This window comes from Nocardioides pini, from assembly GCF_026712185.1.
In the GTDB taxonomy this organism is placed as follows: domain Bacteria; phylum Actinomycetota; class Actinomycetes; order Propionibacteriales; family Nocardioidaceae; genus Nocardioides; species Nocardioides pini.
In genome coordinates, this window is the sequence record NZ_JAPPUX010000006.1 from 68010 (window position 1) to 86759 (window position 18750).

General features: G+C 73.8%; 18 protein-coding genes. 7 read left to right on the top strand and 11 right to left on the bottom strand.

All coding sequences use genetic code 11. The annotated features are described in order from the left end of the window. Positions 1 to 141 precede the first annotated feature (141 nt). On the bottom strand, positions 142 to 1545 hold the full coding sequence (locus NYO98_RS20075; RefSeq protein ID WP_268113628.1) for an MBL fold metallo-hydrolase RNA specificity domain-containing protein: 1404 nt from the start codon (positions 1543 to 1545) through the stop codon (positions 142 to 144). 130 nt (positions 1546 to 1675) lie between these two features. On the opposite strand from NYO98_RS20075, the gene NYO98_RS20080 reads away from it, so the two are divergent. The 7 genes from NYO98_RS20080 to NYO98_RS20110 all read left to right on the top strand — a co-directional run bounded on the left by NYO98_RS20080 (position 1676) and on the right by NYO98_RS20110 (position 9924). Then, positions 1676 to 2653: an Acg family FMN-binding oxidoreductase gene (locus NYO98_RS20080; RefSeq protein ID WP_268113629.1), complete on the top strand. Its 978-nt coding sequence runs from the start codon at positions 1676 to 1678 to the stop codon at positions 2651 to 2653. A gap of 68 nt (positions 2654 to 2721) precedes the next feature. Then, the gene (locus NYO98_RS20085; RefSeq protein WP_268113630.1) at positions 2722 to 4365 is read left to right on the top strand and encodes a bifunctional 3'-5' exonuclease/DNA polymerase; all 1644 of its coding nucleotides are present in this window, start codon (positions 2722 to 2724) and stop codon (positions 4363 to 4365) included. An 83-nt stretch (positions 4366 to 4448) separates the two neighbouring features. Further along, entirely contained in the window at positions 4449 to 5783 is a 1335-nt protein-coding gene (locus NYO98_RS20090; protein ID WP_268113631.1) for a hypothetical protein, read from the top strand. Next, complete coding sequence (locus NYO98_RS20095) at positions 5780 to 6292, top strand: flavodoxin family protein (protein WP_268113632.1); 513 nt, start codon at positions 5780 to 5782, stop codon at positions 6290 to 6292. Before NYO98_RS20090 ends, NYO98_RS20095 begins: the two co-directional genes overlap by 4 nt. 92 nt (positions 6293 to 6384) lie before the next feature. Then, positions 6385 to 8145: a BCCT family transporter gene (locus tag NYO98_RS20100; RefSeq protein WP_268113633.1), complete on the top strand. Its 1761-nt coding sequence runs from the start codon at positions 6385 to 6387 to the stop codon at positions 8143 to 8145. A 95-nt stretch (positions 8146 to 8240) separates the two neighbouring features. After that, a complete protein-coding gene (locus tag NYO98_RS20105) occupies positions 8241 to 8822 on the top strand; it encodes a LysR substrate-binding domain-containing protein (protein ID WP_268113634.1) in 582 nt (193 codons plus the stop codon). A gap of 34 nt (positions 8823 to 8856) precedes the next feature. Continuing rightward, positions 8857 to 9924 carry an NAD-dependent epimerase/dehydratase family protein gene (locus NYO98_RS20110; RefSeq protein WP_268113635.1) on the top strand — a complete coding sequence of 356 codons (1068 nt, stop codon included), beginning with the start codon at positions 8857 to 8859 and terminating at the stop codon, positions 9922 to 9924. On the opposite strand, the gene NYO98_RS20115 is transcribed toward NYO98_RS20110, so the two are convergent. From NYO98_RS20115 to NYO98_RS20160, 10 genes are all read right to left on the bottom strand, one after another. After that, positions 9902 to 10720 (bottom strand): hypothetical protein, encoded by an 819-nt coding sequence (locus tag NYO98_RS20115; RefSeq protein ID WP_268113636.1) that lies wholly within the window; start codon positions 10718 to 10720, stop codon positions 9902 to 9904. The two genes, NYO98_RS20110 and NYO98_RS20115, sit on opposite strands and share 23 nt — an antisense overlap. Before the next feature lie 13 nt (positions 10721 to 10733). Then, complete coding sequence (locus NYO98_RS20120; protein WP_268113638.1) at positions 10734 to 10886, bottom strand: hypothetical protein; 153 nt, start codon at positions 10884 to 10886, stop codon at positions 10734 to 10736. Between the two features lie 45 nt (positions 10887 to 10931). Beyond that, on the bottom strand, positions 10932 to 11396 hold the full coding sequence (locus NYO98_RS20125; RefSeq protein WP_268113639.1) for a T6SS immunity protein Tdi1 domain-containing protein: 465 nt from the start codon (positions 11394 to 11396) through the stop codon (positions 10932 to 10934). Between the two features lie 80 nt (positions 11397 to 11476). Further along, entirely contained in the window at positions 11477 to 12913 is a 1437-nt protein-coding gene (locus tag NYO98_RS20130) for an HNH endonuclease signature motif containing protein (RefSeq protein WP_268113640.1), read from the bottom strand. Between the two features lie 93 nt (positions 12914 to 13006). Next, on the bottom strand, positions 13007 to 13903 hold the full coding sequence (locus NYO98_RS20135) for an alpha/beta fold hydrolase (protein ID WP_268113641.1): 897 nt from the start codon (positions 13901 to 13903) through the stop codon (positions 13007 to 13009). Positions 13904 to 13957: 54 nt separating this feature from the next. After that, the gene (locus tag NYO98_RS20140) at positions 13958 to 14506 is read right to left on the bottom strand and encodes a nucleosidase (RefSeq protein WP_268113642.1); all 549 of its coding nucleotides are present in this window, start codon (positions 14504 to 14506) and stop codon (positions 13958 to 13960) included. Then, positions 14499 to 15164 (bottom strand): sulfotransferase, encoded by a 666-nt coding sequence (locus NYO98_RS20145; protein WP_268113643.1) that lies wholly within the window; start codon positions 15162 to 15164, stop codon positions 14499 to 14501. The genes NYO98_RS20140 and NYO98_RS20145 overlap by 8 nt, the downstream gene beginning before the upstream one ends. A gap of 1 nt (position 15165) precedes the next feature. Then, positions 15166 to 16602, bottom strand: a complete 1437-nt coding sequence (locus NYO98_RS20150; protein WP_268113644.1) for a GuaB1 family IMP dehydrogenase-related protein — start codon at positions 16600 to 16602, stop codon at positions 15166 to 15168. An 11-nt stretch (positions 16603 to 16613) separates the two neighbouring features. Further along, complete coding sequence (locus tag NYO98_RS20155; RefSeq protein WP_268113645.1) at positions 16614 to 17231, bottom strand: hypothetical protein; 618 nt, start codon at positions 17229 to 17231, stop codon at positions 16614 to 16616. Beyond that, on the bottom strand, positions 17228 to 18670 hold the full coding sequence (locus tag NYO98_RS20160) for a pyridoxal phosphate-dependent decarboxylase family protein (protein WP_268113646.1): 1443 nt from the start codon (positions 18668 to 18670) through the stop codon (positions 17228 to 17230). Before NYO98_RS20160 ends, NYO98_RS20155 begins: the two co-directional genes overlap by 4 nt. Positions 18671 to 18750: the final 80 nt, after the last annotated feature.

Below are 18750 nucleotides of genomic sequence, written 5' to 3' on the forward strand. Positions count from 1 at the left end.
GTGTCCCTCCTCGTGACCTGCCCCGCGTCCTTCGTCCGCGACGCGGTCGGGGCAGCTGGTCGCCACACCTACACGGTGCTCCTCGCGGGCCCCGAGGTGCAGGGCCAGAGGTCCCTCCGACGGGGCGCACTCGTCCTCTCGTCAGTCCACGAGCACCCGTTCGCCGTAGCGCGGCACCACGGCCGTCCACCCCAGCTCCTCCCACACCCGCCGGGCGAGCGCCGCCGCGGAGCGCGGCTCGCCGTGCACGACGTAGACGGTGCGCGGCGGGACGGGCGCCCGGCTGAGCCAGTCGAGGGTCTCGTGCGCGTCGGCGTGGACCGAGAAGTCGGTGAGCGCGACGACCTCCGCGCGCACCGGCACGTAGTGCCCGTGGATCTTCACCTGGCGGGCGCCGTCGGCGAGCTGGCGCCCACGCGTGCCCTCGGCCTGGTAGCCGGTGAGGACCACGCAGTTGCGCCGGTCGGGCAGCTGGTGGGCGAGGTGGTGCACCACCCGGCCGCCGGACGCCATCCCCGACGCGGAGATGACGATGCTGGGGCGTCGCGGCTTGTTCAGCCGCATCGACCCCTCGACGTCGTGGACGGCGTGCACGTCCGGGCCGTCGAGGTCGGCGAGGAGCTCGCGTGCCCCGTCCCGGAGCTGCCGACCGTCGCGCGCCGCCGCGTGGCGGTAGCAGTCCAGCGCCGCGAGGGCCATCGGGCTGTCGACGAAGACCGGGACGTCCGGGATGTCCCCCCGTTCCATCAGCCGACGCAGCTCCAGGAGCACGAGCTCGGTGCGGTCGACGGCGAAGGCGGGCACCAGCACGCTCCCGCCGCGAGCCACGGTGCGGGTCACGGCGTCGGCCAGCACCTGCGGGTCGGGGGGCGGGTGCTGCCGGTCGCCGTACGTCGACTCGACCACGACGGTGTCCGCCTCGGGCGGGTCGGCGGGTGGACGCAGGAGCGGGTGGTGCGGACGGCCGAGGTCGCCGCTGAAGACCAGCCGGTGCTCCCCGACGTGCAGCGCGGCGACGGCCGACCCGAGGATGTGTCCCGCCGGCCGCAGCGTGACGGTGACGTCGGGTCCCAGCCGCAGCGGGTGCTCGAGGTCGAGCGGCGCGACGAGCCGGAGCGCCTTCTCCACATCGGAGTCGTCGTAGAGCGGGAGCGCGGGACGGTGGCGCGAGAAGCCGGCAGCGTTGGCGTAGCGCGCGTCCTCCTGCTGCAGGTGGGCGCTGTCCCGCAGGACGATGGCCGCCAGGTCCGCGGTCCCCGACGTGCAGGTCACCCCTCCACCGAAGCCGTCCTTGACCAGTCGCGGCAGGTAGCCGGTGTGGTCGAGGTGGGCGTGGGTGAGCACGACGTGGTCGATGCTCGCCGGGTCGACGGGGAAGGAGTCCCAGTTGCGGCGCCGGTGGACCGCCAGGCCCTGGTAGAGCCCGGCGTCGACGAGCACGCGCGCGTCGGCGGTCTCCACGAGGAACCGGCTGCCCGTCACCGTGTCGACGGCGCCCAGGAAGGTGAGTGCGGCGGTCGAGGTCGGGTCGCTCGTTGTCCTCATGGCACGACGCTAGGAGCGCCCGCGCCGGGCGGGCAGAGCCCGACGGCCCACCCGTCCGGGACCAACGGCACTGCCGTCCCGGACCCCGTGCGCGCACCCTCGTAGCAGGAACACTGCAGAGGAGCCGGCCATGACCACCACCCGCGTCGTCCCCGTCGAGACACTGCACCGGATCGTGGAGATCGCGACGCGCGCGCCCAGCGTGCACAACACCCAGCCGTGGCGGTGGCGGGGCGGTTCCCGCACCCTCGAGCTGTTCGCCGACCCCACCCGTCAGCTGGCCCACACCGACCCCGACGGGCGCAACCTCCTCCTCAGCTGCGGGACGGCCCTGCACCACGCCCAGGTCGCCGCCGGGGTGCTCGGGTGGCAGAGCCGGGTGGCCCGGCACCCCGACCCCGACCGTCCCGACCTGCTGGCCTGCTTGGACCTCTCCCCCGGCCCGCCGCCCGCCACGGCCGACGAGACGCTCGCGGCGCTGGAGCGGCGCTGCACCGACCGGCGCCGCTTCACGGCCTGGCCGGTGCCGGAGGAGCGGCAGGCCCACCTTGCCCGGATCGCCAACCACTGGGGTGCACGGGCGGTCGCCCTGACCGACGAGTCCGAGCGCTACATCGCCGAGCGGCTCGTGAGGCGGGCGCACCGCCTGCAGTGGGCGGACCCCGACGCACGGGCGGAGCAGGCCGAGTGGCGCGACCGGGGCGGGGAGGACGGCATCCCGACCGACGCGCTGCCCCCCGGGCCTGACCTCGTCGGCGGTCACCGGAACCGCTTCCAGAGCGCCTGGGACGACCGCTCGGCCCCCGACCTGGAGGCCTCCGACGGCCTCCTCGTCCTCTTCGACACCGACGACGACCCCGCCGCCTGGCTGCGGGCGGGCGAGGGGCTGGGCGCGATGTGGCTCTCCGCCACGACCGGCGGGCTGGCGCTGGTCCCGCTCAGCCAGGTGATCGAGGTGCCCGAGACCCGGGCCGCCTTCCGGACCGAGGTGCTCGGGAGCCTGGCCCACCCGCTCCTGCTGGTCCGGGTCGGCTGGCGCTCCACCGCCCGGCCCGCGCCGGTCCGCACCCCGCGACGGCCGGTCTCCGAGGTGCTCGAGCTCGGCTGAGCCGGACCCACCCCACCTGCTCGGCGCGGGGCGTCCTGGGCGTCGGTGGTGTCGGGGAGGCTGTCCCCATGACGCGTGTCCGCCTGTCCCGGCTGCCCGGCGAGCGCGTGCGGGTGTCCGAGGAAGGCGCGACCCACGAGGTCGCGGTCGCCGACCTGCCGTCGTACGTCAGCGAGCGCGAGCCCGAGACCCCGCGGTGGGTCTGGGACGACACCGCGCGGTGGTACCCCCCGCTCCTGGCCGCCGGGGTGCGGGTGGCCCGGTGCCACGACCTCCGGCTGTGCCGGCGCCTGCTGGCCCGGGCGCCGGCCGTCGACCCGTCGCTGCTGGCCGGCGACGAGGCCGGGCTGTGGGACCGGCTGCGACCGGCCGCCGCGGCCGTGACGGAGCCCGTCCTGTTCAGCGGGGACGACGCCCTCGACCACCTGCGCGCCGACGTGGAGGACGTACGACAGCTGGCGGCGATCGACGCGTCCCCCGACGCCGCGCGGCTCAGGCTGCTCGTCGCGGCGGAGTCGGCCGGTGCGCTGGCGGCCGCCGAGATGACCCACGCGGGCGTGCCGTGGCGCGTCGACGTCCACGAGGCGCTGCTCACCGAGAAGCTCGGGCCGCGTCCGCCCCGCGGCGCGCGCCCCCGCCTCCTGGCGGAGTGCGCCGACGACGTGCGCCGCGTCCTCGACGCCCCCGGCCTCAACCCGGACTCCCGACCCGACCTGCTGGCGGCGCTGCGGCGAGCCGGCGTGGACGTCTCCGACACCCGCGCGTCGAGCCTGCGCGCCGTCGACCACGCGGTCGTCGAGCCGCTGCTGCGCTACAAGTCCCTCGCCCACCTGTTCTCGACCAACGGCTGGGCGTGGATCGACGAGTGGGTCCGCGACGGCAGGTTCCGCGCGGTCTACCAGCCCGCGGGGTCGGCGACGGGGCGGTGGTCGTCCAACGGTGGCGGCGCCCTGTCGTTCCCGGCACAGGTGCGCTCGGCGGCCGTCGCCGACGAGGGCTGGGTCCTCGTCGTCGCCGACGTCGCGCAGCTCGAGCCGCGCGTGCTGGCCGGGATGAGCGGCGACCGCGCGCTGGCGGGGGCCGCGCGGGGCGCCGACCTCTACCAGGGCATGGTCGACGCCGGCGCCGTCGCCACCCGGCAGGACGCCAAGCTCGGCCTGCTGGGCGCGATGTACGGCGCCACCAGCGGTGAGAGCGGCCGGATGGTGGCCGGCCTGACCAGGCGCTACCCGCAGGCGTTCGGGCTGGTCGAGGAGGCCGCCCGGGCGGGCGAGCGCGGACAGGTGGTCCGCACCCTGCTCGGGCGGGGCAGCCCGACCCTCGGCGGGTCCTGGGACGAGTCGCCCGACGCACCCCCGGCCGACCTCCACGACCTCGACCGGCGGCGTCGCTCCTTCGGCCGGTTCACCCGCAACTTCGTGGTGCAGGGCACCGGCGCCGAGTGGGCGCTGTGCTGGGTCGCCGACCTCCGCAACCGTCTCTGGCGCCTCGGCGCCCGGGGTGCCCTCGACGACCGGCCCCACCTCGTCCTCTTCCTCCACGACGAGGTGGTCGTGCACGCCCCGGCCGGGCTCGCCGACGCCGTGGCCGCCGAGCTGGCCGAGGCGGCGACCACCGCGGGCCGGCTGCTGTTCCGCGAGCTCCCCGTCGACTTCCCGCTCACCGTGTCAGTGGTGCGCTCCTACGCCGAGGCCGGCAAGCCGGGGACCTAGGTCCTCGCCGACGCCGACCTTCGCCCCTGACCCGTCCCCCGCACACCAGTGGATGCTCGAGGTGGAGGACGGGAGGTGCCGTCGTGACCACGACGCTGGAGCCCCGCACGAGCCTCGACGCCGTGCCGCGCCGGCGCACGCGCGCCTCCGTCGTACGCCGCTTCGTCGGCGGGTTCTACCTCGTCATGGGCGGCATCAACGCGGGCATCGTGGCGGCGGACCCCGACACCTACCGGACCTTCGCCGACGGCGCGTTCTGGCCGTTCGTCACCGACACCTGGCACGACGTCGTCATGACCCACCCGGTCCCGTGGATCCTGGCGCTGGCCGCCGGCGAGGTCGTGCTGGGACTGCTGCTCCTGCGCGGCGGTGCGGCGGCCCGGGCCGGCTGGGTCGGCGTGATCGTCTTCCACGTCCTGCTGATGTCGTTCGGCTTCGGGTTCTGGCTGTGGAGCGTCCCGGCGCTCCTGGTGCTCGTGGCGGCCGCGCGCTCCGACTGGCCCGCACTCGGCGAACCCGCGCCGGTCGCGGCCACCGGGCCGGTCGCTGCGCCGCCGCCCCTGCCCCCGGTGGACGGCGTCCCCCGCTCGCGCGCGACGCTCGCGTCGACGTGGGTGCTGGCCACCGCCGTGGTGGCCGCGTCCCTCTACGGGCTCCTCGCCGAGACGCCGTACCGCTCGTTGCCCGAGGCCACCGTGGTGTCCGCGCGGGCGCAGGACGCGTGCAGCATCGTGGTGGCGGTCCTGCTGGTCCTCCTGGTCCGCCGGCCGGTCACGTCCGTCGCGACCCACCTCGCGCGGCTCGGGCTGCTGGCGTACCTGCTCTACAGCTACCTGATCTACGTCATGGGTGTGCCGATGAACCGGGCGTTCCTCGCCTACGTCGTCATCGTCTCCCTGTCGGGGGCCGGACTGCTCGGCGGCCTGCTGGGAATCCACGACCGTCCGCCGGTGTCCGGCGCGTCCCCGCGGTTGACCCGGACGACCGGCTGGGTCCTCGTCGTCACGGCCGTCCTGTTCGCGGGGCTGTGGCTCTCGGTGCTGGTGCCGTACGCCCTCGGGGGAAGCCCGCCGGAGCCGCAGGGCGTGGGCGGCACGCCGTACCCCGTCTTCGTCCTCGACCTCGCCGCCGTGCTGCCCGCCATCGCCGCGGTGGGCGTGCTCCTGCTGCGCGGTCGGGCCGCGGCCGGCGCGCTGGCCACCGTGGCGGTGCTCAAGATCCTGACGCTCTTCACCGCGCTGTGGGCCGGTCCCGTCCTGGCGCTCGCGACGGACGCCGACGTCCACCTCGGCCCGGACGCCGTGCCCAGTCTCCTGCTGCTCGCGGCGACCGCGTGGCTGACGGTGCGGTGGCTGCGCTCCTTCGCCCCGGCCCCGTCCACCGCCTCCACCCCCTTGCACGAGAGGAGCACGCCATGACCGCACTGGTCGTCCACGAGTCCCACTGGGGCAACACCCGAGCCGTCGCGCAGGCGATCGCCGACGGCCTGAACGACAGCGCCGGCGGTCCGGTCGAGGTCGTCGACGTCGGTTCGGCCCCGTCCCCGATCCCCACCGACGTCGACCTGGTCGTCCTCGGCGGCCCGACCCACGCCTTCTCGATGAGCCGGCCCAGCACCCGGCACGACGCCCACGACCGCGGGGCGGAGCCCGGCCACGAGGGCCCGGGGATCCGGGAGTGGCTGGAGACCCTGCCGAGGAACAACGCCTCGACCGCCGTCGCCACCTTCGACACCCGCGCCGAGCAGGTGCGCCGGCTGCCCGGGTCGGCGGCCCGCGCGGCCGCCCGGTTCGTGTCGAGGCACCGGCTCGGGCGGATGGTCGCCAGCGAGTCCTTCTACGTCGAGGACTCCCCCGGACCGCTCCTGGACGGCGAGCTCGAGCGCGCGCGTGCCTGGGGCCGGGCCCTGGCGTCGGGGCACAGCTGAGCGGCACCGGCCCTGTGGGCCTCGTCTCAGTGTGAGCGAGCCCGCATACTCCCGGTTTGCGCACCGGAGCGCTTCTTTGGTCTGGTCGTCGGATGGCCACAGGAATCGAACACCCACGCGACCTGCCCACACCCGACCTCCCCGACGAGCCGCACCCCGCCCTGGACGCGGCGATCGAGCCCACCGAGCCCCGCGAGACGGGCCTCGACAAGGTGGTCTTCGGCGTCACGGCCGTCGTGAGCCTCGCCTTCCTGGTGTGGGGCTTCCTCAGCACCGACAGCCTCGCCGAGGCCTCGGGCAGCGGCCTGGCCTGGACGATGCGGAACACCGGCTGGCTGTTCGTGCTGACCTCGAGCGCCTTCGTCGTCTTCGTCATCTGGCTGGCGCTGGGCAAGTTCGGCAACATCCCGCTCGGTCGTGACGACGAGGAGCCCGAGTTCCGGACCGTCTCGTGGGTGGCCATGATGTTCAGCGCCGGCATGGGCATCGGCCTGATGTTCTACGGCGTCAGCGAGCCCGTCACCCACTTCGTCACCCCGCCGCCGGGCACCGGCGAGGCCGGCAACACCGAGGCTGCCCAGCACGCGATGGCGACCACAATGTTCCACTGGACGCTGCACCCCTGGGCGATCTACGCGGTCGTCGGGCTCGCGGTGGCGTACGGCGTCTACCGCAAGGGCCGCCTCCAGCTGATCAGCTCGGCCTTCGAGCCGCTGCTGGGCCGCCACGCCCACGGCCTGGGCGGCAAGGCGATCGACATGTTCGCGATCTTCGCGACCCTCTTCGGCTCGGCGACCTCGCTCGGCCTCGGCGCCCTGCAGATCGAGTCCGGCCTGCAGATCGTCGCCGGGCTCGGCGACACCGGCAACGGCGTCCTGGTCGGCATCATCGCCGTCCTCACCGCCGCCTTCGTGCTCTCCGCCGTCTCCGGCGTCGCCAAGGGCATCCAGTGGCTGTCCAACATCAACATGGTCCTGGCCGTGGCGCTCGCCCTCTTCGTCTTCGTGGTCGGGCCCACAGTGTTCATCCTCAACCTGGTGCCCACCTCGATCGGCAGCTACGTCGCCGACCTCCCGATGATGGCCGCACGGACCGCCGCCGAGGGTGACGAGGTCAGCTCCTGGCTGTCGACCTGGACCGTCTTCTACTGGGCCTGGTGGCTCTCCTGGACGCCCTTCGTGGGCATGTTCATCGCCCGCATCTCCCGCGGCCGCACCATCCGCCAGTTCGTCACCGGCGTGCTCCTGGTGCCGAGCATGATCAGCGTCGTGTGGTTCTGCATCTTCGGCGGCGCCGCGATGGACCTGCAGCAGGCCGGCACCGACATCGCCGGCGCGGGTGGCCTGGAGAACCAGCTGTTCAGCACCCTCGACGCCTACCCGCTGGCCACCGTGTCCAGCATCGTCGTGATGGTCCTCGTCGGCATCTTCTTCGTCTCCGGCGCCGACGCCGCCTCGATCGTCATGGGCTCGCTCTCCGAGCGCGGCACCATCCACCCGAGCCGGCCGACCGTCATCTTCTGGGGCGTGGCCACCGGTGCCGTCGCCGCGGTGATGCTGCTCGTGGGCGGCGCGGACGCACTCAGCGGGCTGCAGACCATCACGGTGATCGCGGCCCTGCCCTTCGTGCTCATCATGATCGGCCTGGCGGTGGCGCTGGTGAAGGACCTCGCGCAGGACCCGCGCGTGGTGCGGCGCAAGTACGCCATCGAGGCCGTGGAGGCCGCCGTCATCACCGGTGTCACCGAGCACGGCGACGACTTCGTCCTCTCCGTGGAGAAGGGCGAGGTGGACGAGGGCACCGTCGACGAGGACAGGGTCGACGAGGACGACCTCGAGACCGTCCGCCGCTGACCTCCGCGACGCGGGAGCCGCTCTCCACAGGTACGTGCAGCGGCTCCCGCGCCGCGCCGATCGCGGAGCCGGTCCTGACGCCTAGGCTCGGTGCCATGACCGACACTCTGCGGATCGGGTTCGTCACCGGCGCGACCCCCGACAAGTGGGCCCGCCACTGGCGCGACCGCCGCCGCGAGCCCCTCGAGCTCGTGCCGGTGACGGAGTCCGACCAGGTCGTCGGCGTGCGCGACGGCAACCTCGACATGGCGCTCGTACGCCTCCCCGTCGACCGGGACGGGCTGCACTGCGTCCGGCTCTACGACGAGCTGCAGGTGGCGGTGGCCTCGCGCGACCACGTGCTCGCCGCCGCGGACGAGGAGGTCACGACCGCCGACCTCGACGACGAGCAGCTCGTCCGCCCGCACCCGAGCGGCTGGACGCCCTCGGCCGAGCAGCTCGACTGGCCGCCGATGAGCGAGCAGGAGGCGGTGGAGACCGTCGCCGCCGGCACCGGTGTCGTCGTCGTACCGATGTCGGTCGCGCGGCTCCACCAGCGCAAGGACGTCGTGACGCGCGTGGTCTCCGACCTCGAGCCGACGACGATCGCGCTGGTGTGGCTCGTCGAGCGCGACGACGAGGTGACGCAGGCCTTCGTCGGCGTCACCAAGGGGCGGACGGCCAACACCTCGCGCTGAGTCTGCTCAGCCCCTGACCGGGGTACGGGTCGCCATGCGCATCGTCATCACGGGAGCCAGCGGCAACGTCGGCTCGGCCCTTGTCCGGCGACTGGCCCGGGACGGCGGTCACGAGCTGGTCGGGCTCGTCCGGCGCCCACCGCGCAGGGACGTGTCGTTCCCCGCGATGCAGTGGTCGTCCGTCGACCTCACCGACGACACGCACACGGACAGGCTGCACGCCGCCTGCGCGGGTGCCGACGCGGTCGTGCACCTCGCGTGGGGGTTCCAGCCCTCGCACCGGGAGGACCGCCTCCGCGAGCTCGGCGTCGGCGGCACGGGACGGGTCATCGACGCCGTGGTGGCCGCGGGCGTGCCGCACCTTGTGCACATGTCCTCGGTGGGCGCCTACTCACCCAAGGAGGACGACGCGCCGGTGGACGAGTCCTGGCCCACCGGTGGCGTGCCGACGTCGATGTACAGCCGGCACAAGGCTGCGGCGGAGCGGCTGCTCGACGAGCTGGAGGTCGACGCCCCCGACGTCGTCGTCAGCCGCGTGCGTCCCGGCATCGTCGGCCAGCGTGCCGCGGGCAGTGCCCTGCTGCGCTACGGCCTGCCCGCGATCGTCCCCGCCGGCCTGCTGCGGCACGTGCCCGTCGTGCCGATCGACGCGGGGCTCGTCATCCCGATGGTGCACGCCGACGACGTGGCCGACGCGATCGCGCGGATCCTGGAGGCCCGCGCACCGGGCGCGTTCAACCTCGCGGCCGAGCCACCGGTCACCGCCCAGGACGTCGCCGACGCCCTCGGTGCCCGCCTCGTCCACGTCCCGTCCGGCGTCGTGCGCGCGGCCGTGTCGGCCAGCTGGCACGCGCGGGTGCAGCCGCTCGACCCCGGGTGGATCGACCTGGGCTACGCCGTCCCCCTGCTCGACACCGCCCGGGCGCGGACGGAGCTGGGCTGGGCGCCGGTGACCGACGCGGCCACGGTCCTCGCCGAGACGCTCGCCGGGATGCAGGACAGCGCCTGGTCGGGGTCGGCGGTCCTCCGTCCCCGGACCGTCGGGGGCGGTGTGCTGCGGACCCTGCGCCACGGTCCGGTCAGCAGTCGTCGCGCGCCGTGAGCGCCACCCGCGTGGCCGCCGGGACGAAGCCGTGCGCCGCCAGTCGGGCGGCCTCGTCCTCGTCGTCGGCCGCCGCCAGGACGGTCACGTGGCGGGCGTGGCGACGCGCCTCGTCCACCGCCGCGCCGAAGGCGGCCTCGGCGTGCGCGTCCTCGCCGCCCGGCGCGTAGCACGCGCCCATCCGCACCGTGCCCGCGAGCGTGCGGCTGCGGCCGCACATCGCGACCGGATCACCGTCGACCTCCCACAGCACCAGCGCCCCGCTGTCGAGTGGGTCGTCGACGACGTACGCGCGGTCGCTGGGGTCGCCGGGGAGGCCCGCCATCAGCTGGTCGAACCACCCGTGGAGCATCGCCCGGTCGTCCGGTCCGGCGACGCGCGGTCGGCCGTCGCGGACGGGCGCCGCGACCGGCCGGTCCAGCACGTGCACCGTGAAGGCCCGAGCGGGCTCCAGACGCGTGCCAGCCCCCGCCCACGCGTCCACGACCTCCTCCGCGATGGCGCCCGGCACACCCAGACCACCCGGCCGCCCGATGCGGCGCGCCAGCTCGTCCAGCGCGGTGCGGGACATGCGCGTCAGGAGCGGGTTGTGGAGCGGCGCCCGGACGTACGCCCCGCCGACTGCACCGACGTCGTCAGTCCACCAGCCGCACTCGAGCCCCTCGGGCGCGGCGTCCGTGGCGAGGAGGTGGCCGACCTCGGCCAGCAGGGGCGCGTCCTCGACCGGGTGCTCGCCGAGCCACGGCCCTGCGTGACGCCAGAGCTCGGCCGCGTCGGTCGTCTGCGTCCACGCCATGCCCGGTCGTCCCTCAGGAGCCGAAGAGTGACACGAGCACCACGGTGCCGACCATCACCAGCAGCAATGGGAGCAGCACCCAGAAGTTCCGGGTGTCGATCCACGTCTTCTTCGCGTCCGGGTCCCACGGTCCCTGCGGACGGTCGCTGCCGGGATTGATGATCATGGGCACACCCTTGCACGGCGCCTCCGCGCGTGAGTGCCGTCGTGCTCACCGGATCCGGACGTCGGTGACCGGCGTGCCCGGCGGGAGCGACCGGACCTGCTCGTGGACCTGCCCGGCGATGTTGACCGACACCACGAAGTCTGCCGGCTCGATGTTCTCGACCGACAGCTCGCCCCCGAGGACCGGCGGGACCGTGAACGACAGGACCTGGTCGGGTCCCGGGTCCATGCCCGCCTCGGCAGCAGCGTGCACGAGGTGCGACAGGAGGTACTGCTCCTGCGCCTCCCTCGTGTTCACGGCGGCCTGCAGGCTCGCCGCGTCGGGCCACGTCGGGACCAGGCTGCCCTCGACCGTGCCCAGGAACGAGAACGATCCGTCGGGCGCCTGGAGGAACACGTCGCCGAACGCGTTTGCCAGGACCGGCTTCGACCGTTCGAGGCCTTCGAGCCACGTCCACGAGGACAGCGCCTGCACATAGGCCTCGCTGCTGAAGCGCCGCACGAGGTCCATCCGGCCACCCTAGGGCTCCGCACGTCGACGGACGCGCCCGTGGCCCCGCTACGTGGTCCGTGGCGGGGTGTGGGGCGGGGTCATCGTCGGCGAGGTCCGCGAGGTCGGCGCGGGCGTGGGATGCCGGGCGGGTCGGGTGGCTCAGCAGGATCGACCGGGCTGCTGCCGGTCTGGTCGCGTCGGTAGCGATGGCCGTGGGGGCTGGTCCACTCGAACACCCCGGGCTCGGTCATCCGGTAGGTCCAGGCGGTGTGGGTCTTCAACCTGTGGTGGAACCGGCACAGGCAGGCGAGATTCCAGGTGGCGGTGGGTCCGGGTTGGGGACGTCCCTCGGCCGCGGCGTCGTGGTCGTGCTCGATGACGTGGTCGACGTCGCAGCCGCGGGCGGGACGGGTGCACCACGGGAACACGCAGGTGCGGTCCCGGAGAACGACCTGCTCGCGGATCCGGTCGGGGACCTCGTAGGCGTCTGTGTGCAGCTGGGCGTTGAGGTCGATGACCGGCTTGATGGTGACCTTGGTGCGGGAGTCTGCGCACCAGTCCTTCACCTCGTCCAGCAGCACGAGGCGCCGGCGCTCCTCCATCCGCCCCGTCGGACCGAACACGGTCGCCTCGCCGGCGAAGCCGGCGTCGAAGTGGGCGTGGAGGACGACCTCGCGGGCGACGGGAAGCCCGTCAGCGTCACGAGGGCTGCCCTGACCGCTCGCGTGGAGGTCGAGGGCGGTCTGCGTCCTAGCCAGATCACCCAACGCCGCAGAGCGGCGAGCCCCCAACGGCGCATCGGAGCCGAGCGCCTTCAACATGGCAGCGCCGTGGGCGAGTGCCCGGTCGAGGTCGACGGCGTCGGCGATGTCGAGCTCGGCCTCCAGCCGCATCGTCCCGGCGAAGTGCACGTCTTCGTCGTGGATCGTCACGTGCCGCGGGTCGACCGACAGGTAGCCGTCCTCCGGATCCGCGGCCGGATCCGCTTCGGCGAGGTCGAACCGCTTGATCGCCTCGGCCACGAGCCGGTCGAGCTGCGCCGGACCGACCTTCCCGGCCACGGCGGCGACCTGCGCGTCCACGAACCCGGCCGCCTCCGGGGTCAGCGCGGGCGTCGCGTGGATGGTCCTCTCGGCCACCAGGCGGGCCCGCCACGCCGGCACCCGCCCGGCCAGGACCAGCGCCCACAAACGGGGGAGGCGGTGGCGCAGCTCGAGGGCGTGGCCGACGAGCTTCTTCGCCGCAGTGGTCGAGGTCCCGAGGACCCCGCCGAGCTCGGCGAGGCAGAACTCCGCCACCAGCGGCGCACCCTCACCCGCGATGGGCTCCTCGTGCTCGGAACCCGGCACCGTGAACGCCGCGGCCGAGTGGATCGACTCCGGGGGGTGCAGGTCAGCCCACCGAGCGGCGGTCACCAGGAGCTGCGCCGCAGCCATGTCCTCGGCGATCCTCTGGTCCCTGGCGAGCGCGAGCAGGTCGGAGGCGGTGAGGTCCTCGACCCCACCCGCTTCCGGTCCCGCCAGCGCCTCGATCATGTGTTCGATTGTATCCGGAACCACCGACAGTGACGGTGGCCGGCTCGACAACGTCGGGATCGAACGCCCTTCTTGAGGCCTCCTGGGAGTGGCTCAGGCTCCCGCCGTCAACGTGCGGAGCATCTCCTCGCCGTGCACGAAGTAAGCACCGCCGTGGCTGGTGCCCGGCCGGATGGTGAGCTGCGCGTGGGGAACCTGTGACTGCCACCAGCGCGCGTGCTCGATGGGCAGCAGGTCGTCGTCGGCGCCGTACCAGAGGTGCGTCGGCTGACGGATGGCGGTGAGGTCGATGTCCCAGTCCCGACCCACCGCGATGTTGTCGTGCGCGATGCCGTCGTAGGTGGTGAGCGCGTCGCGCACGTCGCGGGCGAACCGGCCGCGCCACATCGGCGGAAACGCCTCGAGGTCGACGGCTGACGTGCCGTCGGGGCCGATCAGGGCATCGAACGCGACCATCAGCTCCTCGTCGGTCTCCTTGCCCAGCAGGTCGTCGAACACACCCGACATGAGGTCGCGGTAGGCGTCGACGGCTTCAGCGGTGCGACCCTGGTCGTCGAGGGCGAGGATGTCGATCTCCGCGGCGAGGTCCGGGTCGTCGGCGTCGAGGACCCGCCAGGGACCGATCCCGACGCAGATGCCGAGCGCCGTGACCCGTTCCGGGTCGCGCGCTGCGGTGGCCGCCGCGAAGGGGGCGCCGAAGGAGATGCCGAGGACGGCGAACGTCTCGGCACCGAGGGCGGACGCCACCTCGAGGGCGTCGCGGCCGCAGGAGGCAAGGCTGGGCTCCGCCCACGAGGAGAGGCCGGAGCCGGGTCGGCTGAGCGCGAGCAGGCGCACCCCCGCGGCACGGGCACCGTCCTCGAGATGGGCGGCCACCAGGCGGCACTGCGGCATCCCGTGCTGGACGAGGACCGTTGCTCCGTCCGGGTCCCCGCCGACGTAGGTGTCGACGCGACGGCCGTCGCCCAAGGTCAGGTGACCCAGCTCCATCCGAGCAACGTAGCCCGCGCGGGGCACCCACGGACGGCGACCCGGCTGTCGACCTCAGACGTGGTCGCGCAACCACTCCCCCAGCGCGAGCGCGGACGCCTCGACCATCGACGGCCAGTCGAGGGCGGACTCGTCGGCGGTGTCGGAGACGTGCTTCACCAGCCGCACCGGCACGCCGGCCTCGCGGGCGGCCCAGGCGACGGCGTACCCCTCCATGTCGACGAGGTGCGCGCGCTCGGCGAGGGCGTCGCGGACGCCGGGATCGCTGACGAAGACGTCGCCCGTGGCGAGGACGAGGTCGGACCCGCCGACCTCGAGGCGTTCCTGCGGGTCGTAGCCCAGCGCCCGGACCAGGTCGGCGCTGATGTCGTGGTTGAGCACCGTGCCGGGCTCGAACAGCCCGCTCAGCCCGGGGCGGAGCGCCCCCGCGGTGCCGATGTTGACGACCGTGAGGCCGGCGAGGTCGTCGTACGACGCCAGCGCGCGGGCGGTCGCGGCGGCGGCCGCGGTCTTGCCGAGCCCGGTGATGACGAGGGGCAGGTCGGCAGGGACGTGGGCGGCCTCGGCGGCGGTCGCGGAGACGACCAGGACGCGGTCAGTCACGGTGCTTGCCCCGGCGCGAGTGCGGGGTGGCGAGCACGGCTTCGACCCGGTTCTGGTCGTAGACCTCGCCCAGCCAGTCGAACAGCCCGCGCAGCACCTCGGGATCGGCGACGTAGTCGTCGTAGTGGACGCGGTACGCCGCGTCACCGAGGCCCTCGACCGTGCCGAGGATCTTGTCCTCGATCGCCTTCACCTGCGCCAGCGGGTCGTCCTTGTGGGTCCAGTAGTTGCTGGCCGCCACGTCCTCGAGGTTGCGCGTGTTGACCACGAAGCGGGCGCCGGGGAAGACCTGGCGCAGGAAGTCGACGTAGTCGGGCAGGTCCTCGTCGTACCACCGGATCTCCTTGTAGCCGGTCACGCGCGTGTCGTGCTCGGGGCGCAGCAGCGTCGCGTCCGCGAGCGAGCGGATGTGCTGCAGCGAGGCCGCCTCGGGGAACGCCTCGATGCCGAACCACGGGTGCGTCGGCTGGCTCGCGCGGGCGGGGTCGACACGCGCACGCTCGGCGAGGCCGCTGCGGTGGAAGTCGTAGAGGTGCCGCATGGCGTGGCGGTTCTCGCCGCGCAGCAGCCAGCCGGGGATCGAGTTCAGGATGCCCATCAGCAGCGTCGACCCGGACCTGCCGTAGGTCATCACGAAGACGTAGTCGAGCTGGTGCACGTCACCACGACTTCTCGAGCGGGCGGCCCTCGTGGAAGCCGGCGGCCGACTGGACGCCCACGAGCGCGCGCTCGTGGAGCTGGGCGAGGTCGCTGGCGCCGGCGTAGGTGCAGGCCGACCGCACGCCGGAGCAGATCTGGTCGATGAGGTCCTCGACGCCGGGACGGTCGGGGTCGAGGTACATCCGCGAGGACGAGATGCCCTCCTCGTAGAGACCCTTGCGCGCGCGGTCGTACGACGACTCGCCGGACGTGCGGTTGGCCACCGCGCGGGCCGAGGCCATGCCGAAGGACACCTTGAACGGGCGACCGTCGGCGTCGAGCATGAGGTCGCCGGGCGACTCGTGGGTGCCGGCGAACCAGGACCCGATCATCACCGAGGACGCACCCGCGGCCAGCGCGAGTGCGACGTCGCGCGGGTGGCGGACGCCTCCGTCGGCCCACACGTGCTTGCCGAGCTCGCGGGCGGCTGCGGCGCACTCCAGCACCGCGGAGAACTGCGGCCGGCCGACACCGGTCATCATCCGCGTGGTGCACATGGCGCCCGGCCCGACGCCGACCTTGACGATGTCGGCACCGGCCTCGATCAGCGTGCGGGTGCCCTCGGCGGAGACGACGTTGCCGGCGACGACCGGGACGTCGGGCGACAGGGCGCGCACCGCCTGCAGGGCCTGGACCATCCGGTCCTGGTGCCCGTGGGCGGTGTCCACGACGAGGCAGTCGACGCCGGCCTCGAGCAGGTCCGCGGCCCGCTCCTTGACCTCGCCGTTGACCCCGACCGCGGCCGCGATCCGCAGCCCGCCGGAGGCGTCGACGGCCGGGGTGTAGAGGGTCGCGCGCAGGGCGCCGAGCCGGGTCAGCACGCCCACGAGCTCGCCGGACCCGGACACGGCGACCGCGAGGGGTGCCTTCGCCCGCTCGATCGCGTCGTACACCTCGCGAGGGTCGGTGCCCGCCGACACGGTGACGACGTGCTGGTTCATCACCGTCGAGACCTGGGCGAAGCGGTCGACCTCGGCGCAGTCGGCCTCGGAGACGACGCCCACGGGACGGCCGTCCCGCACCACCACGGCCGCCTTGTGGGCGCGCTTCGGGATGAGGGAGAGCGCCTCCGCGACCGTCTGGTCGGGCCGGAGCTCGATCGGCGTGTCGAAGACGCGGTGCCGCTGCTTGACCCACCGGACGACGTCGGTGACCACCGGGATCGGGATGTCCTGCGGGATGACGGTGATGCCGCCGCGGCGGGCGACGGTCTCGGCCATCCGCCGGCCGGCGATCGCGGTCATGTTCGCGACGACCAGCGGCAGCGTCGTGCCGGTGCCGTCGTCGGTGGCGAGGTCGACGTCGTACCGGCTCGCGACCGAGGAGGCGCGAGGGACCATGAAGACGTCGTCGTAGGTCAGGTCGTGGGCGGGCGCTGCGCCGTCGATGAACTGCACGTGTCTGGACTCTACGCGGCCGGCAGGTTCTTCGGACGCAGCCCGACGTCTGCGAGCTCGAGCGCAGCGAGGCGTCGTACGACGTCCGAGTCGCGACGACGCCAGGCACCGGCCGGGTCGTCGCTCACCCTCCCCAGCACGTGCATCGGCTGGTTGGCCAGCGCGCGCAGCGCGAAGAGGTCGAGGTCCTCGGACGCGTCGATGAACTTCGCCCCGGCCGTCGCCTCACGGATGAAGCGCCACCTGAGGGGCAGGTGGATCGCCGACACGATGAGGATCGGGATCAGCGCGACCGACAGGCCGAGCAGCAGCGCCAGGCGCTCGACGGCCTCGACCGTGTCGCGCCCCGCCGCGGCGAGCCCGTCGGAGGCGTCCGCGGCGCGGTCGAAGGGGACCGCGAGCTCGTCACCGACCAGCGGCGCCTCGCCGAGCCGCCCGCCTGCGTCGCGCAGCTGCTCGGCCATCGACGTCGCCGCCGAGTCGGTCTGCCGGGCAGGCGCGGCCAGCTGCTCGGTGCCGTCGTGGACGGCCATGCCGATCCAGACCCAGAGCACGAGCCACACGACGAACAGGACGTCGGCGACCACCTGCAGCGTGCGGCGGAGGGGCGTGTCGGCGAAGAGCTTCATGACGACACCCTGCCAGCCGCCTGCTGCAGGGCGCGCCACGTGCGGTCGACGTCGGCCTCCGTCGTCCGCCAGCTGCCGACGGCCAGCCGGATCGCCGCCCGACCCTCGACCGTCGTGTGCGAGAGGTACGCCTCGCCCGAGGCGTTGACGTCCTCCATCGCCGCCATCGTCTGCTCGTCGCCGGCGGTGAGCCGGAAGACCACCAGGGACAGCGACGGCTCGGTCACCATCTCGAAGCGGTCGTCGGCGGCGACCAGGTCGGCCACGTGCTCCGCGAGGGCGACACCGCTGCGGACGTGCGCGCGCAACCCCTCCACCCCGTAGGTGCGCAGCACCGCCCACAGCTTGATTGCGCGGAACCGTCGCCCCAGCTGCGGGTGCCAGTCGCGGTAGTCGACGACCTCGCCCGACTCGGTGGCCGCGTTGCGGAGGTACTCCGGGAGGATCGACAGCGCCCCGGTCAGGGCCGCGCGGTCGCGCACCCAGAAGGTGCTGCAGTCGAAGGTCGTCAGCAGCCACTTGTGGGGGTTGGTGACGAACGAGTCCGCGTCCTCGACGCCGGCGAGGTGGCTGCGGTGCTCGGGACAGACCGCGGCGACGCCGGCCCAGGCCGCGTCGACGTGCAGCCACACGCCCCGGTCCCGCACGACGTCGGCGACGGCCGCGATGTCGTCCATCGCGCCGGTCGACGTAGTGCCGGCCGCCACGTGCACCATCACCGGCCGCAGCCCGGCGGCGGTGTCCTCCGTCATCGCGGCGCGCAGCGCGTCGACGTCCATCGCCTGCGTCGCCGGGTCGACCGCGACGGTGCGGACGGCGTCCTCGCCGAGGCCGGCCATCATCGCGGCCTTCACCAGCGACGAGTGGGCCTGCGTCGACCCGTAGACCCGCCACCCGGCGCCACCGACGCCGTGACGTCGTACGTCTCCCCCGCTGGCGCGGTGCAGCGCGGCGAGCAGTGCGGTGAACGTCGCCGTGGACGCGGTGTCCTGGATGACACCGCCACCGGCACCGTCGCTGCGGAACGCGTCCGGGAGCCCGAGCGCCTCGGCGAACCAGTCCAGCACGACCTGCTCGACCTCGGTCACCGCCGGGCTCGTCGCCCAGATCATCCCCTGCGCGCCGATGCCGCTGGAGAGGAGGTCGCCGAGGATCGCGGCCGGCGAGGAGTTGGCCGGGAAGTAGGCGAAGAAGCGCGGGTGCTGCCAGTGGGTGAGCCCGGGGACGACGACCCGGTCCAGGTCGTCGAGCAGCGCGTCGAACGGCTCGCCGACGTCCGGGGCCGACGCCGGCAGGAGGCGTCGTACGTCGCCGGGGTCGACCTGCGCGCGGACGGGCAGGTCGTCGAGCGAGGCCCAGTAGTCGGCGATCCAGTCGATGGCGGCGTGCCCGTGGCGGCGGAACTCCTCGGGCGTCATGTGGGATGGCTGGTCCGGCATGCGCCGAACGTACTCGGAGCGGTTGAGCGCAGGTACTCAGCCGGGATCGGGTAGGCCTGCGGCTCCCGTGAGGCGGCCGG